Annotated in this window: 18 protein-coding genes; 12 read left to right on the top strand and 6 right to left on the bottom strand. The window is 54.7% G+C overall.

Annotation, left to right across the window (positions count from 1 at the left end):
* From KGB14_RS20645 to KGB14_RS20660, 4 genes are all read right to left on the bottom strand, one after another.
* A partial coding sequence (locus KGB14_RS20645) for an amino acid ABC transporter permease (protein ID WP_223488548.1) occupies positions 1-841 on the bottom strand: 841 nt, incomplete at its 3' end.
* Between the two features lie 10 nt (positions 842-851).
* Positions 852-2,030 (bottom strand): amino acid ABC transporter permease, encoded by a 1,179-nt coding sequence (locus tag KGB14_RS20650; RefSeq protein WP_223488549.1) that lies wholly within the window; start codon positions 2,028-2,030, stop codon positions 852-854.
* A 57-nt stretch (positions 2,031-2,087) separates the two neighbouring features.
* Positions 2,088-3,071, bottom strand: a complete 984-nt coding sequence (locus KGB14_RS20655) for an amino acid ABC transporter substrate-binding protein (protein WP_223488578.1) — start codon at positions 3,069-3,071, stop codon at positions 2,088-2,090.
* Between the two features lie 443 nt (positions 3,072-3,514).
* On the bottom strand, positions 3,515-4,429 hold the full coding sequence (locus tag KGB14_RS20660) for a LysR family transcriptional regulator (RefSeq protein ID WP_103393372.1): 915 nt from the start codon (positions 4,427-4,429) through the stop codon (positions 3,515-3,517).
* 128 nt (positions 4,430-4,557) lie between these two features.
* Between KGB14_RS20660 and glyA the strand changes: the two genes are divergently transcribed.
* The 6 genes from glyA (at position 4,558) to folK (ending at position 11,372) form a co-directional block, all read left to right on the top strand.
* Complete coding sequence (gene glyA, locus KGB14_RS20665; protein WP_223488550.1) at positions 4,558-5,829, top strand: serine hydroxymethyltransferase; 1,272 nt, start codon at positions 4,558-4,560, stop codon at positions 5,827-5,829.
* Between the two features lie 66 nt (positions 5,830-5,895).
* Positions 5,896-7,227 carry a D-serine ammonia-lyase gene (locus KGB14_RS20670; protein WP_223488551.1) on the top strand — a complete coding sequence of 444 codons (1,332 nt, stop codon included), beginning with the start codon at positions 5,896-5,898 and terminating at the stop codon, positions 7,225-7,227.
* A gap of 96 nt (positions 7,228-7,323) precedes the next feature.
* The gene (folD, locus tag KGB14_RS20675) at positions 7,324-8,226 is read left to right on the top strand and encodes a bifunctional methylenetetrahydrofolate dehydrogenase/methenyltetrahydrofolate cyclohydrolase FolD (protein ID WP_223488552.1); all 903 of its coding nucleotides are present in this window, start codon (positions 7,324-7,326) and stop codon (positions 8,224-8,226) included.
* 11 nt (positions 8,227-8,237) lie between these two features.
* Positions 8,238-9,131 (top strand): formyltetrahydrofolate deformylase, encoded by an 894-nt coding sequence (purU, locus tag KGB14_RS20680; protein WP_095054757.1) that lies wholly within the window; start codon positions 8,238-8,240, stop codon positions 9,129-9,131.
* A 219-nt stretch (positions 9,132-9,350) separates the two neighbouring features.
* Positions 9,351-10,697 carry a gluconate:H+ symporter gene (locus KGB14_RS20685; RefSeq protein WP_223488579.1) on the top strand — a complete coding sequence of 449 codons (1,347 nt, stop codon included), beginning with the start codon at positions 9,351-9,353 and terminating at the stop codon, positions 10,695-10,697.
* 105 nt (positions 10,698-10,802) lie between these two features.
* Positions 10,803-11,372 (top strand): 2-amino-4-hydroxy-6-hydroxymethyldihydropteridine diphosphokinase, encoded by a 570-nt coding sequence (gene folK / locus KGB14_RS20690; protein WP_223488553.1) that lies wholly within the window; start codon positions 10,803-10,805, stop codon positions 11,370-11,372.
* A 414-nt stretch (positions 11,373-11,786) separates the two neighbouring features.
* Here folK and KGB14_RS20695 read toward each other — a convergent pair whose 3' ends face one another.
* Positions 11,787-13,547 carry a SulP family inorganic anion transporter gene (locus KGB14_RS20695; protein ID WP_223488554.1) on the bottom strand — a complete coding sequence of 587 codons (1,761 nt, stop codon included), beginning with the start codon at positions 13,545-13,547 and terminating at the stop codon, positions 11,787-11,789.
* 49 nt (positions 13,548-13,596) lie between these two features.
* Positions 13,597-14,418 carry a polyphosphate kinase 2 gene (gene ppk2, locus KGB14_RS20700; RefSeq protein ID WP_223488555.1) on the bottom strand — a complete coding sequence of 274 codons (822 nt, stop codon included), beginning with the start codon at positions 14,416-14,418 and terminating at the stop codon, positions 13,597-13,599.
* Between the two features lie 543 nt (positions 14,419-14,961).
* Here ppk2 and KGB14_RS20705 point away from each other — a divergent pair.
* The 6 genes from KGB14_RS20705 (at position 14,962) to arcA (ending at position 24,669) form a co-directional block, all read left to right on the top strand.
* On the top strand, positions 14,962-15,636 hold the full coding sequence (locus KGB14_RS20705; RefSeq protein ID WP_223488556.1) for a MarC family NAAT transporter: 675 nt from the start codon (positions 14,962-14,964) through the stop codon (positions 15,634-15,636).
* A 689-nt stretch (positions 15,637-16,325) separates the two neighbouring features.
* Positions 16,326-18,509, top strand: coding sequence for an ornithine decarboxylase SpeF (speF, locus tag KGB14_RS20710; RefSeq protein WP_223488557.1), 2,184 nt, complete (start codon positions 16,326-16,328; stop codon positions 18,507-18,509).
* A 33-nt stretch (positions 18,510-18,542) separates the two neighbouring features.
* Positions 18,543-20,843 (top strand): Orn/Lys/Arg decarboxylase N-terminal domain-containing protein, encoded by a 2,301-nt coding sequence (locus KGB14_RS20715; protein WP_223488558.1) that lies wholly within the window; start codon positions 18,543-18,545, stop codon positions 20,841-20,843.
* Positions 20,844-20,919: 76 nt separating this feature from the next.
* A complete protein-coding gene (potE, locus tag KGB14_RS20720; RefSeq protein ID WP_223488559.1) occupies positions 20,920-22,260 on the top strand; it encodes a putrescine-ornithine antiporter in 1,341 nt (446 codons plus the stop codon).
* A 48-nt stretch (positions 22,261-22,308) separates the two neighbouring features.
* The gene (locus KGB14_RS20725) at positions 22,309-23,214 is read left to right on the top strand and encodes an amino acid ABC transporter substrate-binding protein (RefSeq protein WP_223488560.1); all 906 of its coding nucleotides are present in this window, start codon (positions 22,309-22,311) and stop codon (positions 23,212-23,214) included.
* 198 nt (positions 23,215-23,412) lie between these two features.
* A complete protein-coding gene (gene arcA / locus KGB14_RS20730; protein ID WP_223488561.1) occupies positions 23,413-24,669 on the top strand; it encodes an arginine deiminase in 1,257 nt (418 codons plus the stop codon).
* Positions 24,670-24,731 lie beyond the last annotated feature (62 nt).

A 24,731-nucleotide genomic window follows, 5' to 3' on the forward strand; every position in this document is an offset into this window, starting at 1 on the left:
GCAGAATCACCAGGCCCATGCTGCGCCAGTAACCGAGGCCCATCGCCGCTGCCGCTTCGTACTGACCTTTAGGGATCGCTTGCAGACCGCCACGTACCACTTCGGCCACATAGGCCGACTGGAACAGAATCACGCCGATCAACGCCCGCAACAGTTTGTCGAAGTTCATGCCTTCAGGCAGGAACAACGGCAACATCACCGAGGACATGAACAGCACCGTGATCAACGGCACGCCGCGCCAGAATTCGATGAAGGTCACGCAAACCACCCGAATCGCCGGCATGTTCGAACGACGACCCAGGGCCAGGATGATCCCCAGAGGCAAAGCACCGGCGATACCGACGGTGGCAATCACCAGGGTCAGCATCAGGCCGCCCCATTGGCTGGTCGCCACGGTGCTCAGACCGAAGAGGCCGCCATGCAACAGGAAGTAGGCAATGAACGGGTACAGCACCAGGAAGCTCAGGCCATACACCGCTTTACGCGGGAAGCGCGAGATGAACAACGGTGCCACGCCGATGACCGCCAGACACACCGTCAGGTCGACGCGCCAGCGCAGTTCAGGTGGGTAGTAACCGTACATGAACTGACCGAAACGCTGCTGGATGAACACCCAGCAGGCGCCCGCCTTGGTGCAGTCGGCACGGGTAGTGCCCATCCAGTTGGCATCCAAGATTGCCCAATGCAGAATCGGGGGCACGATCAGGTAGATCAAATAGAATGCGAGCAAGGTCAGCAGGGTATTCAGCCAGCTGGAAAACATGTTGGCGCGCATCCACGCCACCGGCCCGAAGACTTTGCTCGGTGGCGGCATATCAGGTTTGAAAGTATGAGAACTCATGCTGGTTTCCTCACCGCTCGATCAGCGCAATGCGCTTGTTGTACCAGTTCATCAGCAGGGAAATGCTGATGCTGATCGCCAGGTACACGCTCATGGTGATGGCAATAACCTCGATGGCCTGGCCGGTCTGATTGAGTACCGTGCCGGCAAACAACGAGACCATTTCCGGGTAACCTATGCCGGCCGCCAGCGATGAGTTCTTCGCCAGATTCAGGTATTGGCTGGTCAGCGGCGGAATGATCACGCGCAGTGCTTGCGGGATGATCACCTTGCGCAGGGTCGGACCGTTACGCAATCCCAACGAGCGGGCTGCTTCGGTCTGGCCGTGGCTGACGGACTTGATGCCCGAACGCACGATCTCCGCGATGAACGCTGCCGTGTATACGGTAAGCGCCAAGGTCAGCGCCAGCAGTTCCGGAATCAGCACCCAGCCGCCAACAAAGTTAAAGCCTTGCAGCGTCGGAATTTCCCAAGAAAGCGGCGCACCAAAGATCAATGCAGACAGCGCAGGGATCATCAGAAAAAGCGCCAAGCCCACCCAGAATTTATGGAACGGCACACCGGTCGCTTCAAAGCGTTTGTTGGCCCAGCGACACATCAGCACGATGAAGACGACAGCCGTGACGACGCTAACCACGAATGCCCAAAATCCATCCGCCATTTGCGCCGCTGGCATGTTCAGACCACGGCTGCTGACGAAGAAAGTGTCGCCGAAGTTATGGCTATTGCGTGGCCCCGGCATGGTCAGGAATACAGCGAAGTACCAGAACAGGATTTGCAGCAGCGGTGGAATGTTACGGAAAACTTCTACATACACCGTCGCAAGCTTGGAAATGATCCAGTTCTTCGACAGCCGTGAAACGCCGATGATAAACCCCAGGATCGTCGCCAGGATCACACCGATGAAGGTTACTAGCAGCGTGTTCAACAGACCTATGACGAAAACACGCGCGTATGAATCGACTTCCTTATAAGAAATCAGGTGCTGTGCAACCCCAAATCCAGCGCTGTTCTCAAGAAATGCAAAGCCAGAAGTGATTCCGCGATGCACAAGGTTTGTGTACGTGTTTTGGTAGAGAGTCCATCCCATCGTAACCACTGCGGCAACGATCAGGATCTGGAAAATTAGTGCGCGCACAACGGGATCATTCAATGACACCTGGCGCGTTGAGCCATTGTTCATTTGCATATGTACACCGGCAGGACAGACAAGAAAACGCCCGGCCTAAGACCGGGCGAAATAGACTTAGCGAACAGGTGCCGCGTACTGAATGCCGCCTTTGCTCCACAGCGCGTTAAGCCCACGCTTGATCTTCAGGTCACTGCCATCACCGAGGTTTCGCTCGAACGACTCACCATAGTTGCCTACCTGCTTGACGATCTGGAAAGCCCAGTCGTTCGGCAAATTCAAATCTTTACCCAACGTTCCTTCGCCTCCTAGCAGCCGCGCAACATCAGGATTGTTAGTGCCCTGCTTTTGCTCGGCCACATTTTTGGAAGTGACGCCCAACTCTTCAGCGTTGAGCATTGCATTTAACGTCCAGCGCACCACCGTAAACCACTCCTCATCACCTCGTCTTACGGCAGGAGTAAGCGGTTCTTTTGAGATGACTTCTGGTAGTACGACATAGTCATCAGGAGTCGCGAGTTTCAGTCTCTGACCATACAGCTGCGATTGATCAGACGTCAGCACGTCGCAGCGCCCAGCTTCGAGCGCCTTAAAGCTCTCGTCAGAAGTATCAAATGAGATGGGTGTAAATTTCAGTTTGTTCGCACGGAAGTAATCTGCAAGGTTCAGCTCGGTGACCGTCCCCGCCTGGATGCAGAACGTTGCGCCATTCAGCTCTTTAGCGCTCTTTACACCCAGTTTTTTATTGACCAAAAATCCTTGGCCATCGTAGTAGCTGACGCCTGTAAACAGGATGCCCATGGAGCCGTCACGTGAGGACGTCCAAGTGGTACTGCGGGATAGCAGATCCACTTCGCCGGACTGTAGCGCCGTGAAGCGTTCTTTGGCAGTGAGCTGTGAGTATTTGACCTTGCTCGCATCACCGAAGACCGCCGCTGCGACCGCACGGCAAACGTCTACGTCGAAACCGGCAAAGCTGCCCTTAGCATCCACAAAGGAGAACCCTGGAAGTCCGTCACTGACCCCGCACTGTACAAAGCCTTTTTTCTTCACGTTATCCAGCGTCACGCCAGCACTGGCATCAACGGACAGTAAAGTCATCAGGGTGAGGCCGACCAGGCCACCGCAGACTTTGATCAGCTTGTTTTCTTTTTTCATTTTAATGCTCCAAAAATGGCACGAGTAAATCCAGGCCGCACGATGCCGACGCACCGAAACCGGACGGAATTTTGAACAGCGATGTGGAGGGCAGAAAACAAGATGGACGCCGTCAGGGCACCCGGTATGCGCAGTAAGCGCTTATCGAAAGTGGCATCGTAGGCCCTCTTTTTATTGTTTTAAAAAGGCCCCGGTGTGACGGGGCAAAAACGCTTTCAAATACCGTAGCCCCTGTGCAAAGTCAGAAAAAGCGAATATTTTTTCAATATCACGTAAGCAAAACTAATGATTTTGTATGAAGCACAAGGCGCACGAAATGACGTCCGTGCGTCGAGACACTGGCGGTTGGCGGGGATAGAGCAATAGATACTGACCCTCTGAGAGGATCAGGCAGCAGGAGGATCAGCAAAATCAGTTGTATGAGCACAAATACTTTGGATGAATGCTTGGAGCGCTGGGCTTTTCTTCTCACCCTTGCGGAACGCTACGAAAATCCTGCGCCGAATTTCGGGAACCAGCCGACAGACCCGTGCATCTTGCAGGTCGAAGCTGGCTCGTAATTCGGGGAAAATAGCAATTGCGCAGCCTTCGCGGATCAAGGAGAGAGTGACTTCGAACCCCTTACAGCGCGCAACGATGTTGGGTGTGAAACCAGCGTTCTGACACGCATCAGTCAATACGCGAGTGTAGGTACTGGAAGCCGTATCTATCACCCAGAGCTCGCCACTGAGATCACCCAGCGTGACCTCCTCCATGTGTGCCAGCCGATGATTGGGAGACATCATCACGTTAAAAACATCCTCAATCAGCGGGATGGTTTCGATGCCCGGATCAAGCAGGCCAGGTGGAATATTGAGATCATCGATCAGAGCAACGTCCGTTTGCCAGCTTCTCAACGCATTCAACCCCTCCTCCGGCTCCATCTCGTCAAACTGCACCAGCAACTGAGGATGCGTGGCGCTAAGCGCGCGAATGGTCTTAGGGATAAAGGCTGCTGCCACTGAGGGAAAGGCTGCTACGCGAAGTTCACCTGCAACGACTTCCTTGAGCTCCGCCATGTCTGCACGGGCCGACTCAAGCTCCGTAAAAATGCGGTTTGCCCGTTCAACCAGCATACGACCAGCAATAGTCAGGTTAACCCCGCGTCCACGCCGTTCGACCAGGTCGATTCCTACTTCCTGCTCCAAAAGAGAAATTTGCTGGGACACGGCGGATGGAGACACATGAAGGGCCTCCGCTACAGCCGCCATGGTTTTGCGAATAGATAACTCCCGCAACGCGCGCAATCTACCGATATCCATGAGCTTTTTTCCTCCGCCTAACAAGATCAATCAGTAAGAATTGCTAATGTAATATTGAAATATTATTCGCTTTTTCTCATCTTGGCCAAGGATTAGGGTATGAAAAAACCAAGACGGGAACCGCAGCAATGACCAAGTCCTATTTTCACGATCACCTTGCAGCACGCGATCCGCTGATCTTCAACGCGCTTGAAAATGAAAAGAAACGCCAGCAAGGGCAGATTGAACTCATCGCTTCAGAAAACTCGGTAAGTCTCGCATCGCTGGACGCCCTTGGGTCAGTCATCACCAACAAAACCGTCGAAGGCTACCCAGGTAAACGTTTCCACGGCGGTGCTGATTTTGCAGATATCGTCGAGCAAGCAGCCATTGATCGCGCGAAAGAACTGTTCGGCTGCGATTTTGCCAACGTCCAGCCGCACTCCGGGACGCAGGCCAACCAGGCGGTATTTTTTGCATTGCTGACACCTGGCGACGTGGTGCTGAGCCTTGACTTGGCATCCGGTGGCCACCTCAGCCACGGTGCAAAGCCCAACCAATCCGGTCGCTGGTTTACGATTGTTTCTTACGGAGTCGACCGTGAAACCGGTCGTATCGATTATGACAACGTCGAAAAGCTCGCCCTGGAACACAAGCCAAAACTGCTGATCGCCGGCGGCTCGTCCTATCCACGTGAAATCGACTTCGTCCGCATGCGTGAAATCGCCGACAAGGTGGGCGCTACTTACTTGGTCGACATGGCCCACTTCGCTGGCCTGGTTGCAGCAGGTGTTCACCCTTCGCCGATCCCCTACGCGGATATCGTCACCTGCACTACGACCAAAACTCTACGCGGTGCACGCGGCGGCTTGATCCTGACCAACAGAGAGGATCTTTTCAAAAAACTGCAGCCTGCCGTATTTCCAGGCGTACAAGGTAGTGCCCACCTGGCCACCATCGCTGGGAAGGCTGTATGCCTGGGCGAAGCACTGACTGATGAATTCAAGACTTACGGTGCCAGCGTTAAAGCCAACGCGCGATTACTGGCAGAAGTTCTACAGAAACGCGGTGTGCGTATTGTCAGCGGCGGCACTGACACCCACGTAGTCCTGGTTGATGTTTCGTCTAAAGACCTCACTGGGCAGCAATCCCAGGATGCGCTTTCTACGATCAACGTCACCTCAAACAAAAATCCGATCCCTTTCGACAGTGCAAAACCTTCGGAATGGAAAGGTCTTCGTCTGGGCTCCTCGGCGGGTACGACTCGTGGTTTTGGTGCGGTCGAGTTCGAGATCATTGGCAACCTGATCGCGGATATTTTCGAGGCTCAATTAGCTGACGAGGCTACACGCGCCGCCGTTATTGCACGCAGCCAAGCAACTGTCGCCAAGCTGTGCGCTGCGTTTCCGATTTATGCCTGAGGTGACATTGGCGGTGGAGGACATTCTCCGCCGCCGGCCTCCTCTACTCCGCAGGAAAATAAAAAAATGAGCGTTACTCTCCCTAATGATCCAGCGCGGGAAGATGTCTTGGCGGGGCGCCCAGCACTATGGCTGAACCCCAACTTGAAACCTGATGGCATCTCCGACCCGTCGCTGCCAATTCGTTCAGCCCAGGTTAGCGAAGCCGAAGCTAATTGGCGGATCCTTGCACCTGTACTGAAGGCTTGCTTTCCAGAGCTAGAAGCTTCAAACGGGAAGATTCTCTCCCAGTTGATCGAGGCGAAAGATCTGCGTATTGCTCTGGGTTACGCGGGCCCCGAATACGGTCGAGTATTCGTGAAGGCAGACAACGATCTTCCTGTCGCTGGCTCGATCAAGGCGCGTGGCGGTGTCTATGAAGTATTCATGTACGCCAAGCAAATGGCAGAGAAGCGCGGAATACTCACACCAGGTGGCGACATCACCGTACTTGCCAGTACGCAGGCTCGAGCACTTTTCGCACAGCACACCATCGCTGTGGGCAGTACCGGCAACCTAGGCCTGAGCGTGGGCATTGCAGCACGCGCACTTGGGTTCCGTGCCGTGGTTCACATGTCGTCCGATGCCAAACAGTGGAAAGTCGAACGCTTGACTCGTCTTGGCGTTGAAGTGGTTCAGCATAAGGCTGATTACACTACTGCGGTCGAATGTGCCCGTATCGACGCCGAAGGCGATCCAACCATCTACTTCGTGGATGACGAACGCTCCGAAATGCTGTTCTTCGGCTACAGCGCAGCGGCAAGCGAGCTCGCGGCCCAATTGGAAGCAGCAGGTGTAACCGTAGATGAAGATCATCCACTTTTCATCTATCTACCGTGCGGTATCGGTGGAGCTCCAGGTGGCGCAGCCTATGGCTTGAAGGCAATCTTCGGTGATGCTGCGCACACATTCTTTGTTGAGCCTGTCCAGTCGCCTTGCGCACTGGTGCACATGATGAGTGGTTCGAAAGAACTGATATCGGTCTACGACGTTGGCCTGACCAACCGTACCGAAGCTGACGGCATGGCGGTTGCCCGCATGTCGGCATTTGTCGCAGACGTGATGAAACCCATGTTGTCCGGTGTATTCACCGTGGCCGATGACGACTTATTCCGCTGGCTCTGGATGGCAGAGACGACTCAATCCATTCGCCTCGAGCCTTCGGCAACCGCCGGATTCGCGGGGCCTGAATTTATTGTCAAAAGTACGCAAGGTCGTGCCTATCAGGAAGCTCAAAGCTTAGCAGGCAAACTAGCCCAGGCTACTCACGTCATCTGGACGACCGGTGGCGCCTTTGTTCCAGAAGACCAGTTCAAAAAATTTATGGATCGTGGCGCGTCCTTAGTCAACGTTGACTAAAGAAGTTTTGCCAAGGGTATGAACTTCATACCCCATCCCCCTACTTGCGTAAAAAAACAACAACCACGCCAGTTTTTGATGTTGAGGTAAAGTTCCATGAATAAACCATTCCTGGCCGACCGTATCGACGGGAAAGGCTATGCAGCTGATCTTGTCGAGAAACTCACGGATGAAGTCGCAGAAATCAAATCGAAAACCGGTCTAACGCCCGGCCTGGCAGTTATCCTTGTGGGAGAGGATCCGGCCAGCGGTGTATATGTAGGCGCAAAACACCGGCAAACGCTTGCAATTGGCATGGAGTCTTTTGTACACCGACTTCCGGTCGATACAACTCAGACCGAGTTGATGACATTACTTGAGGAGCTAAATGCCGCTCCGGAAGTAAATGGCATTTTGGTGCAGCTTCCCCTGCCTGCACACTTGGATACTAATGCGGTTATTAACGCCATTGATCCAAATAAAGACGTTGACGGCTTCCACATCTTGAACGCTGGCCGTCTTGCGACCGGTCAAGATGCCCTGGTTCCATGCACTCCCCTAGGCTGCCTGATGATGCTCAAAGACCGACTAGGCAGCCTCGCAGGTCTGCACGCCGTGGTCGTGGGCAAATCCAACATCGTCGGCAAGCCCATGGCACAGCTCCTGATGGCCGAGAACTGCACTGTCACCGTAGCGCATTCAAAAACCAAAGACGTCCCCGCACTCTGCCGTACCGCAGACATCCTCGTTGTCGCTGTAGGTCGCCCCGAGCTTGTAAAGGGTGACTGGATCAAACCTGGTGCAGTCGTTATCGATGTTGGTATCAACCGAATTGATCGCGACGGGAGTTCCAGGATTGTAGGTGATGTTGCATTTGACGAAGCAGGGCATGCCTCTGCAATTACCCCAGTTCCAGGTGGCGTCGGCCCAATGACTATCGCATGCCTGCTGGCCAATACCGTTACAGCATTCAAGCGTCAGCACCACATTGTTACCAACCAGGCAGCAGTTGCCGTTTAAGGTGATCTCAGATGAACAAAGCTAAAAATAACGTACTTCGTGTTACCTGTCCTTCGATCCGGGGCGTAACCGCTGATATTACTGCTTTCTTGTCTGGGCATGGTTGCAATATTCGTGACAGCGCCCAATTTGACGATGAGAGCACCAATCACTACTTCATGCGCATTACCTTCCGCTCTGAGGAAGGTTGCTCACTGCAGGATCTCGAAAGAGAATTTCAACCACTTGTAGAGAAATACAAGATGGATTACGAATTCTTTGATGAGCGTACTAAACGCAAAGTCATTTTGATGGTGTCTCGTTTCGGCCATTGCTTAAACGACCTGCTCTATCGCTGGAGCATCGGTGCCCTGCCAATCGACATCGTTGGCGTCATCTCGAACCACTTGGACTTCCAAAAAGTAGTAGAAGGCCATGGAATTCCTTATCACCTCATCAAGGTAACCAAGGAAAACAAGGCAGAGGCTGAAGCAGAGCAAATGCGCATCGTTCGCCAAACCGGCGCAGAGCTCATCGTTCTAGCTCGCTACATGCAGATCCTCTCTGATGAAATGTGCCAACAGATGTCGGGCCGGATCATCAATATCCACCACTCGTTCCTGCCATCTTTCAAAGGTGGTAGCCCATACAAGCAGGCTTTTGATCGTGGTGTGAAACTGATTGGTGCAACCTCACACTTCGTTACAGCTGACTTGGATGAAGGCCCGATCATCGAGCAGGATATCGTTCGCATTACTCACGCTCAGAGCCCAGAAGATTACGTATCGTTGGGACGTGATGTTGAAAGCCAGGTGCTGGCACGCGCGATTCATGCCTATGTGCATGGCCGGGTTTTTCTAAACGACACTAAGACGATTGTGTTTCCGCCTTCGCCAGATTCGTATTCGTCTGAGACTATCGGCTGATGCGCGTGCTTTGGCCAACATCCAGACCATAAAGTTTCGGACGCTTGGCCAAATCTTTAATACGAAAGCCCCCTTGGGAGTTCTTCTGAGGGGGCGCATTCATGTAAAAATTTGATCAACCTTAAATCAAAAAGCCATGAAAACAACTTAAAGCTTCGGCACTTTAATTATCATTCCGCTCAACGCTACGCTAATAAAAACAAGGTGCGAGGCATACCAATGCAAGAATCTACATGGTTGTTAGGGGTACTATTTGCGTCTATTGCTTTAATTATTATTTTGATTATGAAGGTCAGGCTTCACGCCTTCATAGCACTCGTGATCGCTTGCTTCGTGGTCGGACTTGGTGCGGGGATGCCTGTTCCAAAAATTATTAGCACACTTGAATCAGGTATCGGCGGAACACTGGGTTTCCTAATTGCGATAATAGGCCTCGGAGGCATACTTGGTAAAATTCTAGAGGAGTCCGGTGGAGCTGAACGACTCGCTAAAACGTTACTCGATAACTTAGGTTCCAAACGAGCCCATTGGGTTATGGCTATTGTTGGGGCCATCGCAGGAATCCCAGTATTTTTCGAAGTCGGCTTTGTTCTCCTGATACCACTTGTCTATGTCGTAGCGCGGGAAACAAAGATAAACACCTTATTTTTGGGAATTCCTCTCGCCATTTCCTTGATGACCATCCACTGCATTCTTCCTCCGCACCCAGCCGCGATGGCTATTACTGTTATGATGGGGGCTGATGTTGGGACTGTGATTATCTACGGACTTTTGGTGGGCATTCCGACAATCATTATTGCAGGGCCTATTTGGGTAAACCTTTACTGTGGGCGAGAAGCCTCAGCAAGTCAGCAAGTATTCCTGAAAGTTCAAGGAGAAAGCGTTGGTGCGGCGCGAACACTGCCAGGGTTCGGGATTACACTACTGACCATTGGCTTACCCCTCATCCTCATGGTTTTTAAAACAGCTACCGCAAGCCTCCCTGATGGTATGTGGGTAAAGTTGGCCGCACAGTTCGTTGGAAACCCTTTAATCGCGCTGATGATTTCTGTGGGGTTTGCCTACTGGTCGCTTGGCTTACGTCAACGTCGCACCATGATCGAGCTATTGGAACTGACTCAGCGTAGCTTTCCAGCCTTAGCCAATATTATCTTTGTGATCGGTGCGGGCGGTGCATTCAATGCTGTTCTGATCGAAAGTGGGGTGGGTAAAGCTATCTCAGGGCTTCTCGCAGGATCAGATATTAATTTGATTGTCCTTGCCTGGTTTGTTGCGTGGCTGATGCACTTTGCAGTCGGCTCGGCGACCGTAGCAATGGTGAGCGCCGCTGGCATGATTCACCCAATGCTAGCTGCCGACCCTCACTTGAAGCCCGAGATTCTTGTTATTGCCATCGGTGCCGGCTCCATCGGCTGGGCACATGTCACCGACTCTGCTTTCTGGGTCGTGAAGGAATACTTAAATGTATCCCTCTCAGATGCATTGAAGAAGTTCACAGGCGGGACGGTAGTAGCCTCCATCGTCGCTCTCCTGGCGACTCTACTACTAAATTACACCATCAGTTGAAGTCATTCTGAAGGTCATGCCATTGAAGGCGCCATTACTATCGCCTATTTGATGCCACAAGGAATTACGTCATCAAATAGGTTTCAGATCAGCGAGTCAGGCCTCATGAAAAATCACAAAATCTATCTCGGCCTGGGCAGCAATGTTGAGCGTGAAAGACACATTGAGATCGCTCTTACAATGCTGGAAGAGCATCTGGAAAATATCCGTTGCTCACCCGTTTATGAAAGCATCTCCCTAGACGGAGACCACCCGCCCTTTTACAACCTGGTAATAACTGCGACCACTGATCTCAACATTCGCGAGCTCGTAGCATGGATCAAAGGAATCGAGCACCTCCATGGTCGAAGGAGCGGGATGCAGCGGTTGATCACTCTCGATATTGATCTGCTCCTTTTTGACGGCCTGACTGGCGATATTGAAGGTGTCCAGCTGCCTAGAGCCGAAATTCTGACCCGCTCATTCGTGCTCTATCCTCTGCAGCTACTTGCACCTAAGCTGCATCCACCTGGGTGCAAAATCTCCTTGGCAGAGCTATGGCTAAAGCTCAAACCGGGCCCAGAACTAATGCCTGTTCGCTACCCATTCGGCATTCCTCCCTTCCAGCTCGTCGGATCGACTATAGGAAAATGGCTTAACACTGCACCTACTGCCAAACCGTGCCTCATGAGATGAAAGGTTTGGTGCACCGTCATAAATTGTCTCAGCTTAAGCCCGTCCCGTTCTTGAAATTGCCTCTTTTTACCGGTACTTGTAGGGCACCAATCTCATGGACGGAAAGCAACCATGCACCCAAAATTCAGAGTGATCGAGACCACCACACTGGACGATGGCAGCAAGCGATACAGGATCGTTGATCTTGTAGAAGGCGGCTCTGCTAGCAAGCATGGAGTGTTCAACTTAAGGACAGAAGCTGAGGCCGTATGCTCAACCCTGAATCATGGGTGCTATCGCTCTCAGCCACTTGGGACGCTGCAACGGCAATCATCGCACTTAACTACTTGTGTCTTTGATAAATCCCAAAATTCAGATGCACAGTTGTGCCATCTGACGGGGATCAAAGCCAACTGGTGGACCTACTGAATGTGGCTAGTCCGCCGGATGAATCACGAGATAGTTGTCGACGGCATCGTCTATCGTTGCAAAAAACGCCGATTCGCCAAACCGTGCGAAAAGCCCGAATCGTTTTAGCTTGTCCTTGACCGGGTCCTTCATTTCGGCCACGCACAACTTGATACCCGCCTCATTCAAAGTTTCGTCCAGCTCAGCCAGCATGTCGGCGGAGGTCACATCCACGCTGGTGACCGGTTCCGCCGCAACAACCAGCCAACGCACGGGCGTGGGCGATGTAGCCACGGCGTCGAGTACTTTGTCATGGAACAACTCGGCGTTCGCGAAAAACAAGGGTGCATCCCAGCGAAACAGGACCAGGCCAGGTATAAGGCGTGCATCGGGATAGCGCTTGATGTCGTGGTAACCCTTGACGCCCTCTGCGCTTCCCAGAATCGCAGAGTATGGGCGCCAGCCATCCCACAGGAACTCGATGACGGCTATCACTATGGCCAGGCCGATGCCTTCAATCGCTCCCAGCACGGCCACGCCGACAGTGCAGACGATCGACAGCCAGAATTCCCAGCGCTGAATACGATAAATTCGTCGCAGGTCGGCAACCTCGATCAAGCCGATAGCGGACGCGATGACGACCGCAGCCAGTGCGCTAAAAGGTAAATTTTGCAACAGGTCTGGCGCCACCATCAGCAGTAAGGCAACAGCAAGCGCGCCGACGACTCCGGTCAGCTGGGTTTTAGCGCCTGCGGCCTCGGCCACGGGCGTACGTGACGAACTGCTACTGATCGCAAAGCCCTGAAAAAATCCGGCGGCCAGGTTGGCGACGCCCAGTCCGATCATCTCCTGGTTCGGGTCCACGTAGGTGCGGGTGCGCGCTGCATAGACACGCGAGAGCACGCTGGTGTCAGCAAACGAAACAAGGGCAACAGCGCACCCGCCGATCAGGACGGGAACAATATCGGCGGTGGTGATCCAGGGAATGGCGAATGCCGGCAGACCTTGTGGGAGAGAACCGAGAACCGACACCCCAGCACTCGCGCCAAGGTCCAGTACACCAACGGAGACGGTCGCTCCTGCCACTGCGATCAGAATGCTCGGTATGCGCTTGTTGCCCTTGAGCAGCAGAATCACCGCCAGAGTGGCTGCGCCAACCATGAAAGTGGCCCAATTGGTTTTTCCATGCATCACCGCTGTGGCGATCGCCCATAAGTTTCTCAGCGGTCCGTCTGTTTCGATCGAAAAACCGAAAAACTTGGGCAGTTGACTGATCAACACCGTCAGCGCAATTCCGTTCATGTACCCGTAACGGATCGGTTTGGAAAGCAGCTCAGTGACGAAACCCAGACGCGCGATACCTGCCAGGATGCACACCGTCCCCGACACGATCGCCATCATCCCCGCCAAGGCGACTGCACGATGCGGATCGCCGCCGGACAGTGGCAGGATGACGGCGAGGATGACAGCCACCAGCGAAGAGTCCGGCCCCAGTACCAGAATCCGGCTGGGCCCGAACAGTGCATAAGCGAGCAGCGGAACGATGGTCGCATAGAGACCATAGATGCCAGGTACGCCCGATGCCACTGCGTAGGCGATGCCAACGGGCACCAGCATCGTGGTCAGCACCAGCCCGGCCACGATGTCGCGCCGCAACCACGTCATCTGGTATCCACGCAACGTACGCAGTCCCGGCAACCAGCGGTGCCATCCGGTTTGATCATTGCTCGACTGGCGTGCAATCCGGCCCGGTTCCGGGACGGGAGGTGAAGTATCCGAATGGCTCATGGGACTTTTGCCCTTTGGTGTACAGCGCGGCTTCGATTAAACGTACCGGTCAGAATTTTTCGGGAATTCGTCGCAGCGAGTAATCCGGTTCGCGATAGCCGCCAGGCTTCTGGCGTTTAGGCAACGTCACCTTCTCACGCATTACATCCTTGTACGGAATGCGGCTTAGCAAATCAGAGATGATGTTAAGGCGGGCCCGCCGCTTGTCATTCGAGTTAGCCACAAGCCACGGACTATGTTCGGTATCAGTCATCATGAACATGTCGTCACGTGCGCGGGAGTAGTCATACCAGCGGCTGTATGACTTAAGATCCATTGGAGTCAGTTTCCAGACTTTACGTCCATCCTTGATGCGCGCCTCGAGCCGGCGCGTTTGCTCCTCTTCGCTCACTTCCAGCCAATACTTGAGCAGGATAACCCCCGACTCGACGATCGCTCGCTCCACCAGGGGGACTGACTTCAGGAAAGTGACAACCTGCTCTCTGGTGCAGAAGCCCATCACCCGCTCGACACCCGCCCGGTTGTACCAACTGCGATCGAAGATCACCACTTCGCCCGCTGCGGGCAGGTGCGGCAGGTAGCGCTGCAGATACATCTGGCTCTTCTCTCGGTCAGTCGGAGCCGGTAACGCCACGACTCGAAAAACGCGCGGGCTCACCCGTTCGGTGAGCGCCTTGATCGTTCCGCCCTTCCCTGCACCGTCGCGCCCCTCAAAGACGATACAGACCTTGATGCCTTTTGCTTTCACCCACTCCTGCAACTTGACCACTTCGACATGCAATGTGCGCAACTGATCAAGGTAATCCTTGTTACTCAGTCTCGAGCTTTCAGCGGGAATATCCTTAGGGGCTTTCTTCTTGTTCTTTGCCATTGAAAAGACCTCACAAGTGCCAGTAGATGACTACCAATAGACTGACCTTGCAGGTGCAGCTATCAGCTTGCAGATCGCTCATTGCTTCTAGCAAAACCGGTGTCGTGGACGGTTGTTCTGCTCTTGACGTTTGGCTCCAATACTAACCGCCTGAGTCTAGTCCATGATCCAACCTTCTACTGAAAAACATGGCCCCTTGCGGGACCGCGTAACGAGTGCCGCGACACCGATTTTTGTCGAAGGGGTCGACAGCGACTGGGGACGTTCTCCCCCTGGCTCGAGAGCTCCAGGGACATGTTGCCTGCCTGCCGTTGGCGGAACGGCAGGCCGTCCATAAACGGGCTGCCTAAACAAACTTAGTATGGATTTTTTCCAGAGGTGCCCTTAAGTGGTCAAAATCAAAATCGCGTGTAAAATTCTCTAGTGTTCTGGTGCTACCTCGAAGGCTGATTATCAGTATAGGAAAAAGTAATACTGGCTCGAACTCAACTCCGCAACTACGTCTTTACGCGGATTTTTCAGCTATTTGCAGGGTATCCAGGCATGGACAGTTTATTTGACGCTATCGTTCTTGGGCTGCTGGCGTTGCTGCCATTGATCAACCCCCCTACCACCGTGGCGCTTTTTCTAGCCCTTTCCCAAGGGCTTAGTCGAGAACAAAAAAACAAACAGGCACTCCTGACTGCAGTGTATGTCTTTATTATCATGACACTCACCTACTACATCGGTGAATTTATCATGGGTGTTTTTAGTATCTCCATACCAGGCTTGCGGATTGCCGGCGGGGGAATTCTAATAATAATCGGCTCCGGGATGTTATTCCCTCAGCCCCGCCAGCCTTCCTCCGCTTGCGATAGCGAAGCAGAGCGAGCCAATTTTGCGTTCATTCCACTCGCCATGCCCAGTACTGCTGGCCCAGGTACTATTGCGATGATCATTAGTGCTTCTGCCACCATTAAACACAGCACGACTTTTCCATCCTGGGTATTGCTAACAGCACCTCCATTGATATTTCTTTCAACCTCTATAATTCTTTGGTGTTGTTTGCGCGCTTCCGACTTAATTATGAAAGCAACAGGAGAGTCAGGGATTGATGCCATATCACGCTTAATGGGTTTTTTACTCGTTTGTATGGGGGTTCAATTCGCCATCAATGGTTCGGTAGAAATCATACAAACCATCATCAACAATAACACTCAACTCCTGCGCTCTCCGTAAGCTAGAGCAATTCTAAAGTGTGGTCTCGATCGACCCATCGCTGCGTATACAGAGCACGTATCGAGCTGGACAGTTGCTGTCCGACATACGGTATTAGGCAGCGGGCAAACAGGCCAGGATGGTTGATATAGATCAATAATTTGCCGGTTCAACGAGTACACGCTGGCAAACACGCAACGATGCACGCCATGGATTGCTCACTCGCCAGCGGACACAGAAAGCAAAGGGATGAGCCTGCACACGTCAGGACGACTGATCTCTGCATTTTTGGAACGCCGTCAATGAAGATTTATATTGAACAAAACCCTGCACAGAATCGCTGGTGGGTTCACATGGATCTGTGGGTGGCGAGCTTTCGCAGCCTTGATGGAGCTGAGTCGTTTGTCGAGAGATTGAATTCGCGAATTAATGCTCCGCACTCTCTGGAAATGATTACACATCATCCTCTGTGGTCGGAGACGATTTCCTACAGTCCGCCTCTCGATCAGCACGATATACCTCACTCGGTAAAGCGGCTTTCTCAGGATTGATACACAAGGCTTCTCGGGCAGTGAATAAAAAAAATCCCGACTGGCCAAGATGAGTCTATACCCAATATTGCCAATTATTTAAATCAGGGCTTTTTGCAGTAGCCCACATATTGACAGCCCTCAAATGCAGGTGCCCACGCACCGGCTGGGAGGAATGTTGTGAGTTACTTAAAAATTGCCGCCAGCGTCTCGGTTCGTGATTGCTTTCGTACGGGCCGAGAAATTGTCCCCTTCGACCAGACCGACTTTACCGACGTCGCGGTAGCTGTGGTTTCCCGAGACGATGTGCTGGCCGGCGCGCTGGAAACCATTAAACGTACCGGTTTCGATATCCCGATTTTTCTGGTCGTCTCCCAGGACGGCGGCAATCGTGCCCTGGACATCTACAAGCAACTGCAAGACGTGCTGCTGCAGGTAAATGGTGTTTTCGATCTATCGCAAAACAACCTCGATCACTATGGACACCAACTCGAAACCGCTGCGAAGTCTTATGAGGACACCCTCCTCCCGCCATTTTTCAATGCGCTTAAGCAGTACTACGAGGTAGCCAACGCGACGTTTGCCTGCCCAGGCCATCAGGGCGGCCAGTTCTTTCGCAAGCATCCAGCCGGCCGGCAATTCTTCGACTTCTTTGGCGAAACACTGTTCCGCGCCGACTTGTGCAATGCCGACGTCAAGCTCGGCGATCTACTGATCCACGAAGGTCCTGCGCTGCTGGCACAAAAACATGCCGCCAAGGTGTTCAACGCCGACAAGACCTACTTTGTGCTCAATGGTACCTCGGCCTCCAACAAGGTCGTCAGCAATGCCTTGCTCACACCGGGCGATCTGGTCCTGTTCGATCGTAATAACCACAAGTCCGTTCACCAAGGCGCCCTGATCCAGGCGGGGGCCACGCCGGTTTATCTGGAAACCGCGCGCAATCCCTACGGTTTCATCGGTGGAATAGACTCCCACTGCTTCGAGGAAGACTACCTGCGTGAGCTGATCAACGAGGTCGCTCCAGACAAGGCCACGCTGGCGCGTCCGTTTCGTCTGGCGGTTATCCAGCTCGGTACCTATGACGGCACTATTTACAATGCCCGCCAGGTGGTCGATCGAATCGGTCAGCTGTGCGACTACATTCTCTTCGATTCGGCTTGGGTCGGTTACGAACAGTTCATACCGATGATGAAGGATTGCTCGCCACTACTGCTCGATCTCGACGAGAACGACCCCGGTATCTTCGTCACTCAATCGGTGCATAAGCAGCAAGCCGGCTTTTCCCAGGCCTCGCAGATCCACAAAAAGGACCGGCACATAAAGGGTCAGGCGCGCTACTGCAACCATGCCCGAGTGAACAATGCCTTCATGGCTCAGGCCTCCACCAGCCCGTTCTATCCGCTGTTTGCGTCACTGGATATCAATGCGCGCATACATGCTGGCCGCAGCGGTCTGCGCCTGTGGGAAGACTGCGTCAAGTTCGGCATCAATGCGCGCAAATTGATCATGGAAGCCTGCACCATGATCCGCCCATTCGTACCGGGCACCATCGATGGTCGCCCGTGGCAGGACTACCCGACCGACGAGATCGCCAACGACGTTCGGTTTTTCGAGTTTCATCCGAAGGATCGCTGGCACGCCTTCCCCGGATATGCCGACAAACAATATTTCATCGACCCCTGCAAGTTGCTGTTTACAACACCCGGCATTGACCCCGTCGACGGCAGTTACACCGACTTTGGTATCCATGCCGGCATCCTGGCGAGCTTCCTGCGGCAGAACGGCATCGTTCCGGAAAAATGCGATCTCAACTCGATTCTGTTTCTGCTTACACCCGCCGAAGACTGGGCAAAAATGAGTCATCTCGCCGCGCAGTTAACGCGCTTCGAACGTTTCATCAATGATGATGCGCCCATGAGCAGAGTGCTTCCGGCTATCTACGAGCAGTACCAGGAACGTTATCGCGACTACAGGATCCGTCAGCTCTGCCAGGAGATGCACGACCTCTACCGCAGCCACAACGTTCAGCAACTGCAGAAAGACATGTTCCGAAAGGAGCACTTTCCCAAAAAGGCGATGAACCCTCAGGCGGCGCAGATCGAATACATCCGCGGCAATGTCGAGTTGGTGCCGTTGGCTCAAGCCGATGGACGCATTGCTGCCGAAGGCGCATTGCCCTACCCGCCTGGTGTCCTTTGCGTGGTACCCGGCGAAATATGGGGTGGCGCGGTGTTGAAGTATTTCCTGGCGCTTGAGGAAGGCATCAACCGTTTGCCCGGCTTCACACCGGAACTGCAAGGCGTTTATCTGAAGCAGGAAGGCGGACGCACCTGCGCCTTTGGCTACGTTCTCAAAACCTGATGCATCGCCAGCCACTTTCTAAAGGAGACGCCCATGAGTCGCTCGCATACACGGTTACCCGCCGACCTGGCGCAGCGCTACCCCGTGTTGATCGTGGCGAATGCCTTGGAAACCGACGACAACATTCTGGTGCGCAGTGTCCAATCCATCGCCACAGCGCTGCACGAGAATGAAGTGGCCGTTGAATGGGTGAGATCTCTTGATGAGGCCGAAATCGCCATCAAGGCAAATTCGACCTACTGCAGCGCGATCATTGGATGGGGCTTGTGTGAGAATGCGCCTGATCAGGCCCTGCAACTTATCCAGCTGATGCGCCGGCGAACGGCTCAGCTACCGATCATGCTGGGCATGAGCCAGGCCCATCAGAGCCGGGTTCCGTTGGCATTTATCGAGTGCATTGACGGGTTTATCTGGCAGCCTGAAGACAGCGCCGAATTCATCGCCGGGCGCATAGAAGCGGCAGCCCGCCGCTACCTGGATACCATCCTGCCGCCGTTCTTCGGCGCGCTGGTCAACTTTGCCGATACGCACGAGTATTCCTGGCACACCCCTGGCCATACCGGCGGCACGGCATTCATGAAGACGGCTGTCGGGCGTACGTTCCTCGACTTCTATGGTGAGCAGATGCTTCGCTCCGACCTCAGTGTTTCGGTCGGCCAATTGGGCTCGTTGAATGACCACTCAGGCCCCATAGATGAAGCGGAAAAGTTCGCGGCCCGGGTGTTCGGTGCCGACTTCACCTTTTTCTCGGTTGGAGGCAGTTCGGCGAGTAACGAGATCGTCCTGCATTCAGCAGTGACCGACGGCGATGCCGTGCTGGTCGATCGCAACTGCCACAAGTCGTTGAACTATGCGTTGAATATGTCCGGGGCGGTGCCGCTGTATTTGCGTCCAAGGCGCAATGCTCGGGGCCTGATCGGGCCGGTCCCCTTTATAGAACTGACGCCGGCTGTAGTTGCCAGGAAAATCGCAGACAGCCCGCTGGTGACCGATAAACAAGCGCCCCCGGTGCTCGCGGTGCTGACCAACTCGACCTACGATGGCCTTTGCTACAACGTGCAAACCACCACCCGCGAGCTGAGCCAGAGCGTCGATCGCATCCACTACGACGAAGCCTGGTATGCCTATGCGCGCTTCAACCCGCTTTACGAAGGCCGCTATGGCATGCACCGTGGCGAACGCCATCCCGACGATGCCACCGTCACAGTCACCCACTCCACCCACAAATTACTGGCAGCGCTTTCACAGGCTTCGATGATCCATGTCCGCTCGGGCAAGGTTGAGGTCAAGCCGGCTCTGTTCAACGAAGCCTTCATGATGCACACCTCGACGTCACCGCAGTACAGCATCATCGCCTCGATCGATGTCTCGTCGAAAATGATGGATGACGCGGGGGGGTACCTGACTGATGAGTCCATCGACGAGGCGATCGCCTTTCGCCAGGCCATGGCTCGCCTGAGCAATGAGATACGCGAGCGCGATGGCAACGATTGGTGGTTTGGTGTCTGGCAACCGGATGAAGTCAACGGTGTTCCTTTCGCCGAACTCAACCCTGAAGTTCTGCATCACGGCGACGCCTGGGTGCTCAAACCGACAGCCAGTTGGCATGGCTTCGGTGACTTGGGTGCTGATTACTGCATGCTCGACCCGATCAAGGTCACGGTGCTGACACCTGGCCAGACACTCGAGGGCCAGATGGAGGACAGCGGTATCCCCGCGCCGCTAGTGTCGTCCTTCCTCTCCAGTCGCGGCATCGTGGTTGAAAAAACCGAGCCGTATTCAATTCTCGTGCTGTTCAGCCTTGGCGTGACCAAAGGTAAATGGGGCTCGCTGATCGCCGGCTTGATGGAGTTCAAGAAACATTACGAGAGCAACACGCCGCTGGAGCAGGTCCTGCCCGACCTGGTCCACAGCCACGCCGAGCGCTATAGCGGCATGGGGCTCAAGGACCTGGCCGAAGCCATGCACCAGGACATGATCAGCTCGCAGATGCTGCACAACATGGATGCGGCCTACACCTTGCTGCCGGACCCGGTCGCTTCGCCTCGGGCCACCTACGCCAGACTGGTAAAAGGCGATATTGAGCAGATCGCCGTGCGCGACATGCTCGATCGTACCGTGGCCGTGCAGATCGTGCCTTATCCGCCCGGCATTCCATTGATGATGCCCGGAGAAAAAGCGGGTGCCGATAAAAAGGCCATCGTCGATTACTTGTTGGCGATGGAACTGTTCGATGGCCACTTCCCGGGCTTCGAACATGACAATCATGGTGTGGAGATCGAGCGCGACAGCTCAGGTCGGCCAACCTACAAGGTCTATGTGGTCAAAAACTAAGGTTCAACCCCTTACCCGACGAGTAGTCAAACGCCGGACTCAGGGTCAATGCATTGCGCAGATCAAGGAGTTTCCGATGGCCGACTCAAGCAAGAAAATGAGCCTCATGGGGCTCACCACATTGGTGACGGTGAACATGATGGGCTCGGGCATCATCATGTTGCCGACGAGCATGGCCCAACTCGGTGCCGTTTCATTGCTGTCATGGATCGTCACCGCCATAGGCTCCATGGCCATCGCCTACTGCTTTTCCCAGTGCGGCATCTACTGTCCGCGCTCAGGCGGGTTGTCCGCCTATACCGAAGAGGCGCACGCCAAATCAGGGTTCTTCCTCTGCTCGTACCTGTACTTCCTTTCGCTGGCCATCGCCAACGTGGCGGTCGCCATCTCCGCAGTGGGGTACATGACATCGTTCGTGCCCTGGCTGGGGAGTGGCGCCATTCCGCTGTTCATCGGAACGGTCGGCTTGCTCTGGTTGACCACCGTGGCCAACTTTGGTGGCCCCAGCATCACGGGCAAGATCGGCGCGATTACCGTCTGGGGTGTGATCATCCCGGTGGCCGGCTTGAGCATCATCGGTTGGTTCTGGTTCAAGCCTGATGTGCTGGCTGCCGCCTGGAACCCGAACAACCTGCCAATCTCCGAAGCCATCAGCAAGGCGATTCCCCTGACCCTGTGGGCCTTCCTCGGCATGGAGTCGGCCGCGCAAGCCTCCGATGCAGTGGAAGATCCCAAACGCACCGTGCCGCTGGCCTGCCTGCTCGGCACGCTGGGTGCGGCCGTGGTCTATGTGCTGTCGACTACGGTTATCCAGGGCATCATACCCAATGCCGAACTGGCCAATTCATCGGCCCCTTTCGCCCTCGTCTATGCACATATGTTCAACCCCATGGTCGGCAACATCATCATGGCGCTGGCGGTGATGGCCTGTGTTGGTTCGCTGCTGGGCTGGCAGTTCACCCTGGCGCAAACGGCCAAGATGACGGCTGACCAGGGAATGTTCCCAAAACTGTTCAGCAAGGTCAGCGCGCTGAATGCGCCTATTGTCGGCATGCTCGTCTGCGGTGTATTGCAGACCTTGATGGCGCTGTCGACCATTTCGCCCAATGCCAGCGCCCAGTTCGGAAAGCTCGTCAGCCTGGCGGCAGTGACCAACCTGATCCCCTACGTGACGGCGGCCACCGGCTTGCTGGTCATGATGTACAAAGCCAACGTCAGTGCAAGCATATACACCCGCAACACGTCATTGTTACTGATTGCCGTGGCCTATTCCTTATACGCCCTGTATGCCTGCGGCAAAGACGCCGTGTTCGGCGGCACCCTCGTCCTTGCATTCGGCTACCTGCTCTATGGCTTCCTCGCCAAGCGTTTTGTCGGTGAGACTCAAACCGTTCAGACCAGGGCCGGCAATCCTTAGCCGTTGTCTTCAGGACTGCACAGACATCTGAATTCGGGGAACCAGGATATGAACGTAAAACTGACCAAAGCCAACAACCTGCTGCTCGTCTGCCTGCTCACGCTGGTCCCGGTATTGGCGGATGCCAATACCCTTGAACGCGTGCGGGCAAGTAACACCTTCACCCTCGGCTATCTGCCGGGCTATGCACCTTTTAGCTCCCAGACGGGCGATAAAGCCAGCGGTTACGCCATTGATCTTTGTCTGAAAATCGCCGACAAGGTCAAGACCGAACTGGGTTTGCCCGGGTTGCAAATACGGTACCAGCCCGTCACCACCACCGACCAGGTGAACGCCGTCAGCTCGGGTAAGGTCGACATACTCTGTACGCCGACACTGCCCACACTGGAGCGGCGCAAGACTGTGAGCTATTCGGTGCCGATCTACACGGCCGGCCTGTCGGCAGTGGTGCGTAAGGATGCACCAGAAGCGTTGCTCAATGTACTTAACGGAAAAGTTGCCTATACCGGTCCGACCTGGCGAGCGACCATCAACCATGGGCTGTCCAACCAAACCTATGCCGCTACCGCTGGCGAAATCACCGAGGACTGGATCCGTCAGAAGATGCAATTACTCGGTGTGGTGGCGACCCTGGTCACGGTCGAGAACGCTGACGCAGGCCTTAAACTGCTTGATGAAGGCAAAGCCGATGTCTTCTTCGCTGAACGCATAATGCTCCAGAATCGCCTCAGCACACAGTACTCCGCAGGAAATCTGGTTCTACTGGAGCGTATTTTTGAGTACGCACCGACTGCAATGACGGTGGATCGAGACGACGAAAATTTCCGTTTGCTGGTCGACACCACGCTGAGTGAAATGTACCGATCGGGCGAGATTGAGCAGGCATACGACAACCACCTGGGAGGCGTCGGCGACACGGCCAAGAAGCTGTTCAAGGTCTATGCGATACCTTAGATATCGGGCTCGATAAATACACACGTCGGACTAGCAGAAGATAAGTTGGCTTCACAGGAGTGGAGAATTCCTGGCGACATAGCCATCACTTCGGTCGCATGGGTGGTCGGTTCGATGATCGGTGGCGGCCTACAGACGGTAGGACGGCTTCCAGACCCTTTAACCACTGAATAATTTTTCTTCTGGAGGAACACGGCAATGACCAAGGAGAAAGTCAAGTTCGGCGTCCATTCCGAAGCCGGCAAACTGCGCAAAGTCATGGTTTGCTCCCCCGGCCTGGCTCATCAGCGGCTGACCCCGAACAACTGCGACGAACTGCTGTTCGACGATGTGCTGTGGGTCGCCCAGGCCAAGCGCGACCATTTCGATTTCGTCACCAAAATGCGTGAGCGCAATGTCGACGTGCTGGAGATGCACAATCTGTTGACCGACATCGTCGCCATTCCAGACGCGCTGAACTGGATTCTGGAGCGCAAGATCACCGCCAACTCGGTCGGCCTTGGGCTGGTCAACGAAACCGGTTCCTGGCTGCGCAGCCTGGAGCCACGCAAGATTGCCGAATTCCTGATTGGCGGCGTCTCCGCCGATGACCTGCCGGACAGCTTCGGCGGCAAAACCATTCAGATGTTCCGCGAATTTCTCGGTCATTCCAGTTTCATTCTGCCGCCGCTGCCCAACACCCAGTTCACCCGCGACACCACCTGCTGGATTTACGGTGGCGTGACGCTCAACCCGATGTACTGGCCGGCACGCCGTCAGGAAACCCTGCTGACCACCGCCATCTACAAATTCCACCCGCAGTTCACCAGCGCCGACTTCGAGGTCTGGTACGGCGATCCGGACCAGGATCACGGCAGTTCCACCCTTGAGGGCGGCGACGTGATGCCGATCGGTAACGGTGTGGTGTTGATCGGCATGGGCGAACGCACGTCCCGCCAGGCCATCGGTCAATTAGCGGTCAACCTGTTCAAGAACAAAGCGGTGGAACGTGTGATCGTCGCCGGCATGCCGAAGTCCCGCGCGGCGATGCACCTGGACACCGTGTTCAGCTTCTGCGACCGCGACCTGGTCACGATCTTCCCCGAAGTGGTGAAACAGATCGTCGCCTTCAGCCTGCGCCCTGACGACAGCAAACCGGGCGGCATCGACGTCCGTCGCGAAGAAACCAACTTCCTCGACACCGTGGCCCAGGCCCTTAACCTGCCCGCCCTGCGTATCGTCGAAACCGGCGGCAACAGCTTCGCCGCCGAACGCGAGCAATGGGACGACGGCAACAATGTGGTGGCCGTGGAGCCCGGCGTGGTCATCGGCTACGACCGCAATACCTACACCAACACCCTGCTGCGCAAGGCCGGCATAGAAGTCATCACCATCACCGCCGGCGAACTCGGTCGCGGGCGTGGCGGTGGCCACTGCATGACCTGCCCGATCATTCGCGACCCTATCGACTATTAATTTGCCCACCTCGGCCCGCTTAGCGAGCGCGTCCGAGGGGACAACCGAAATCAAAGGAGATC

Origin of the sequence: Pseudomonas sp. A-RE-19, from assembly GCF_019956555.1 — a bacterium.
Taxonomy (GTDB): Bacteria; Pseudomonadota; Gammaproteobacteria; order Pseudomonadales; family Pseudomonadaceae; genus Aquipseudomonas.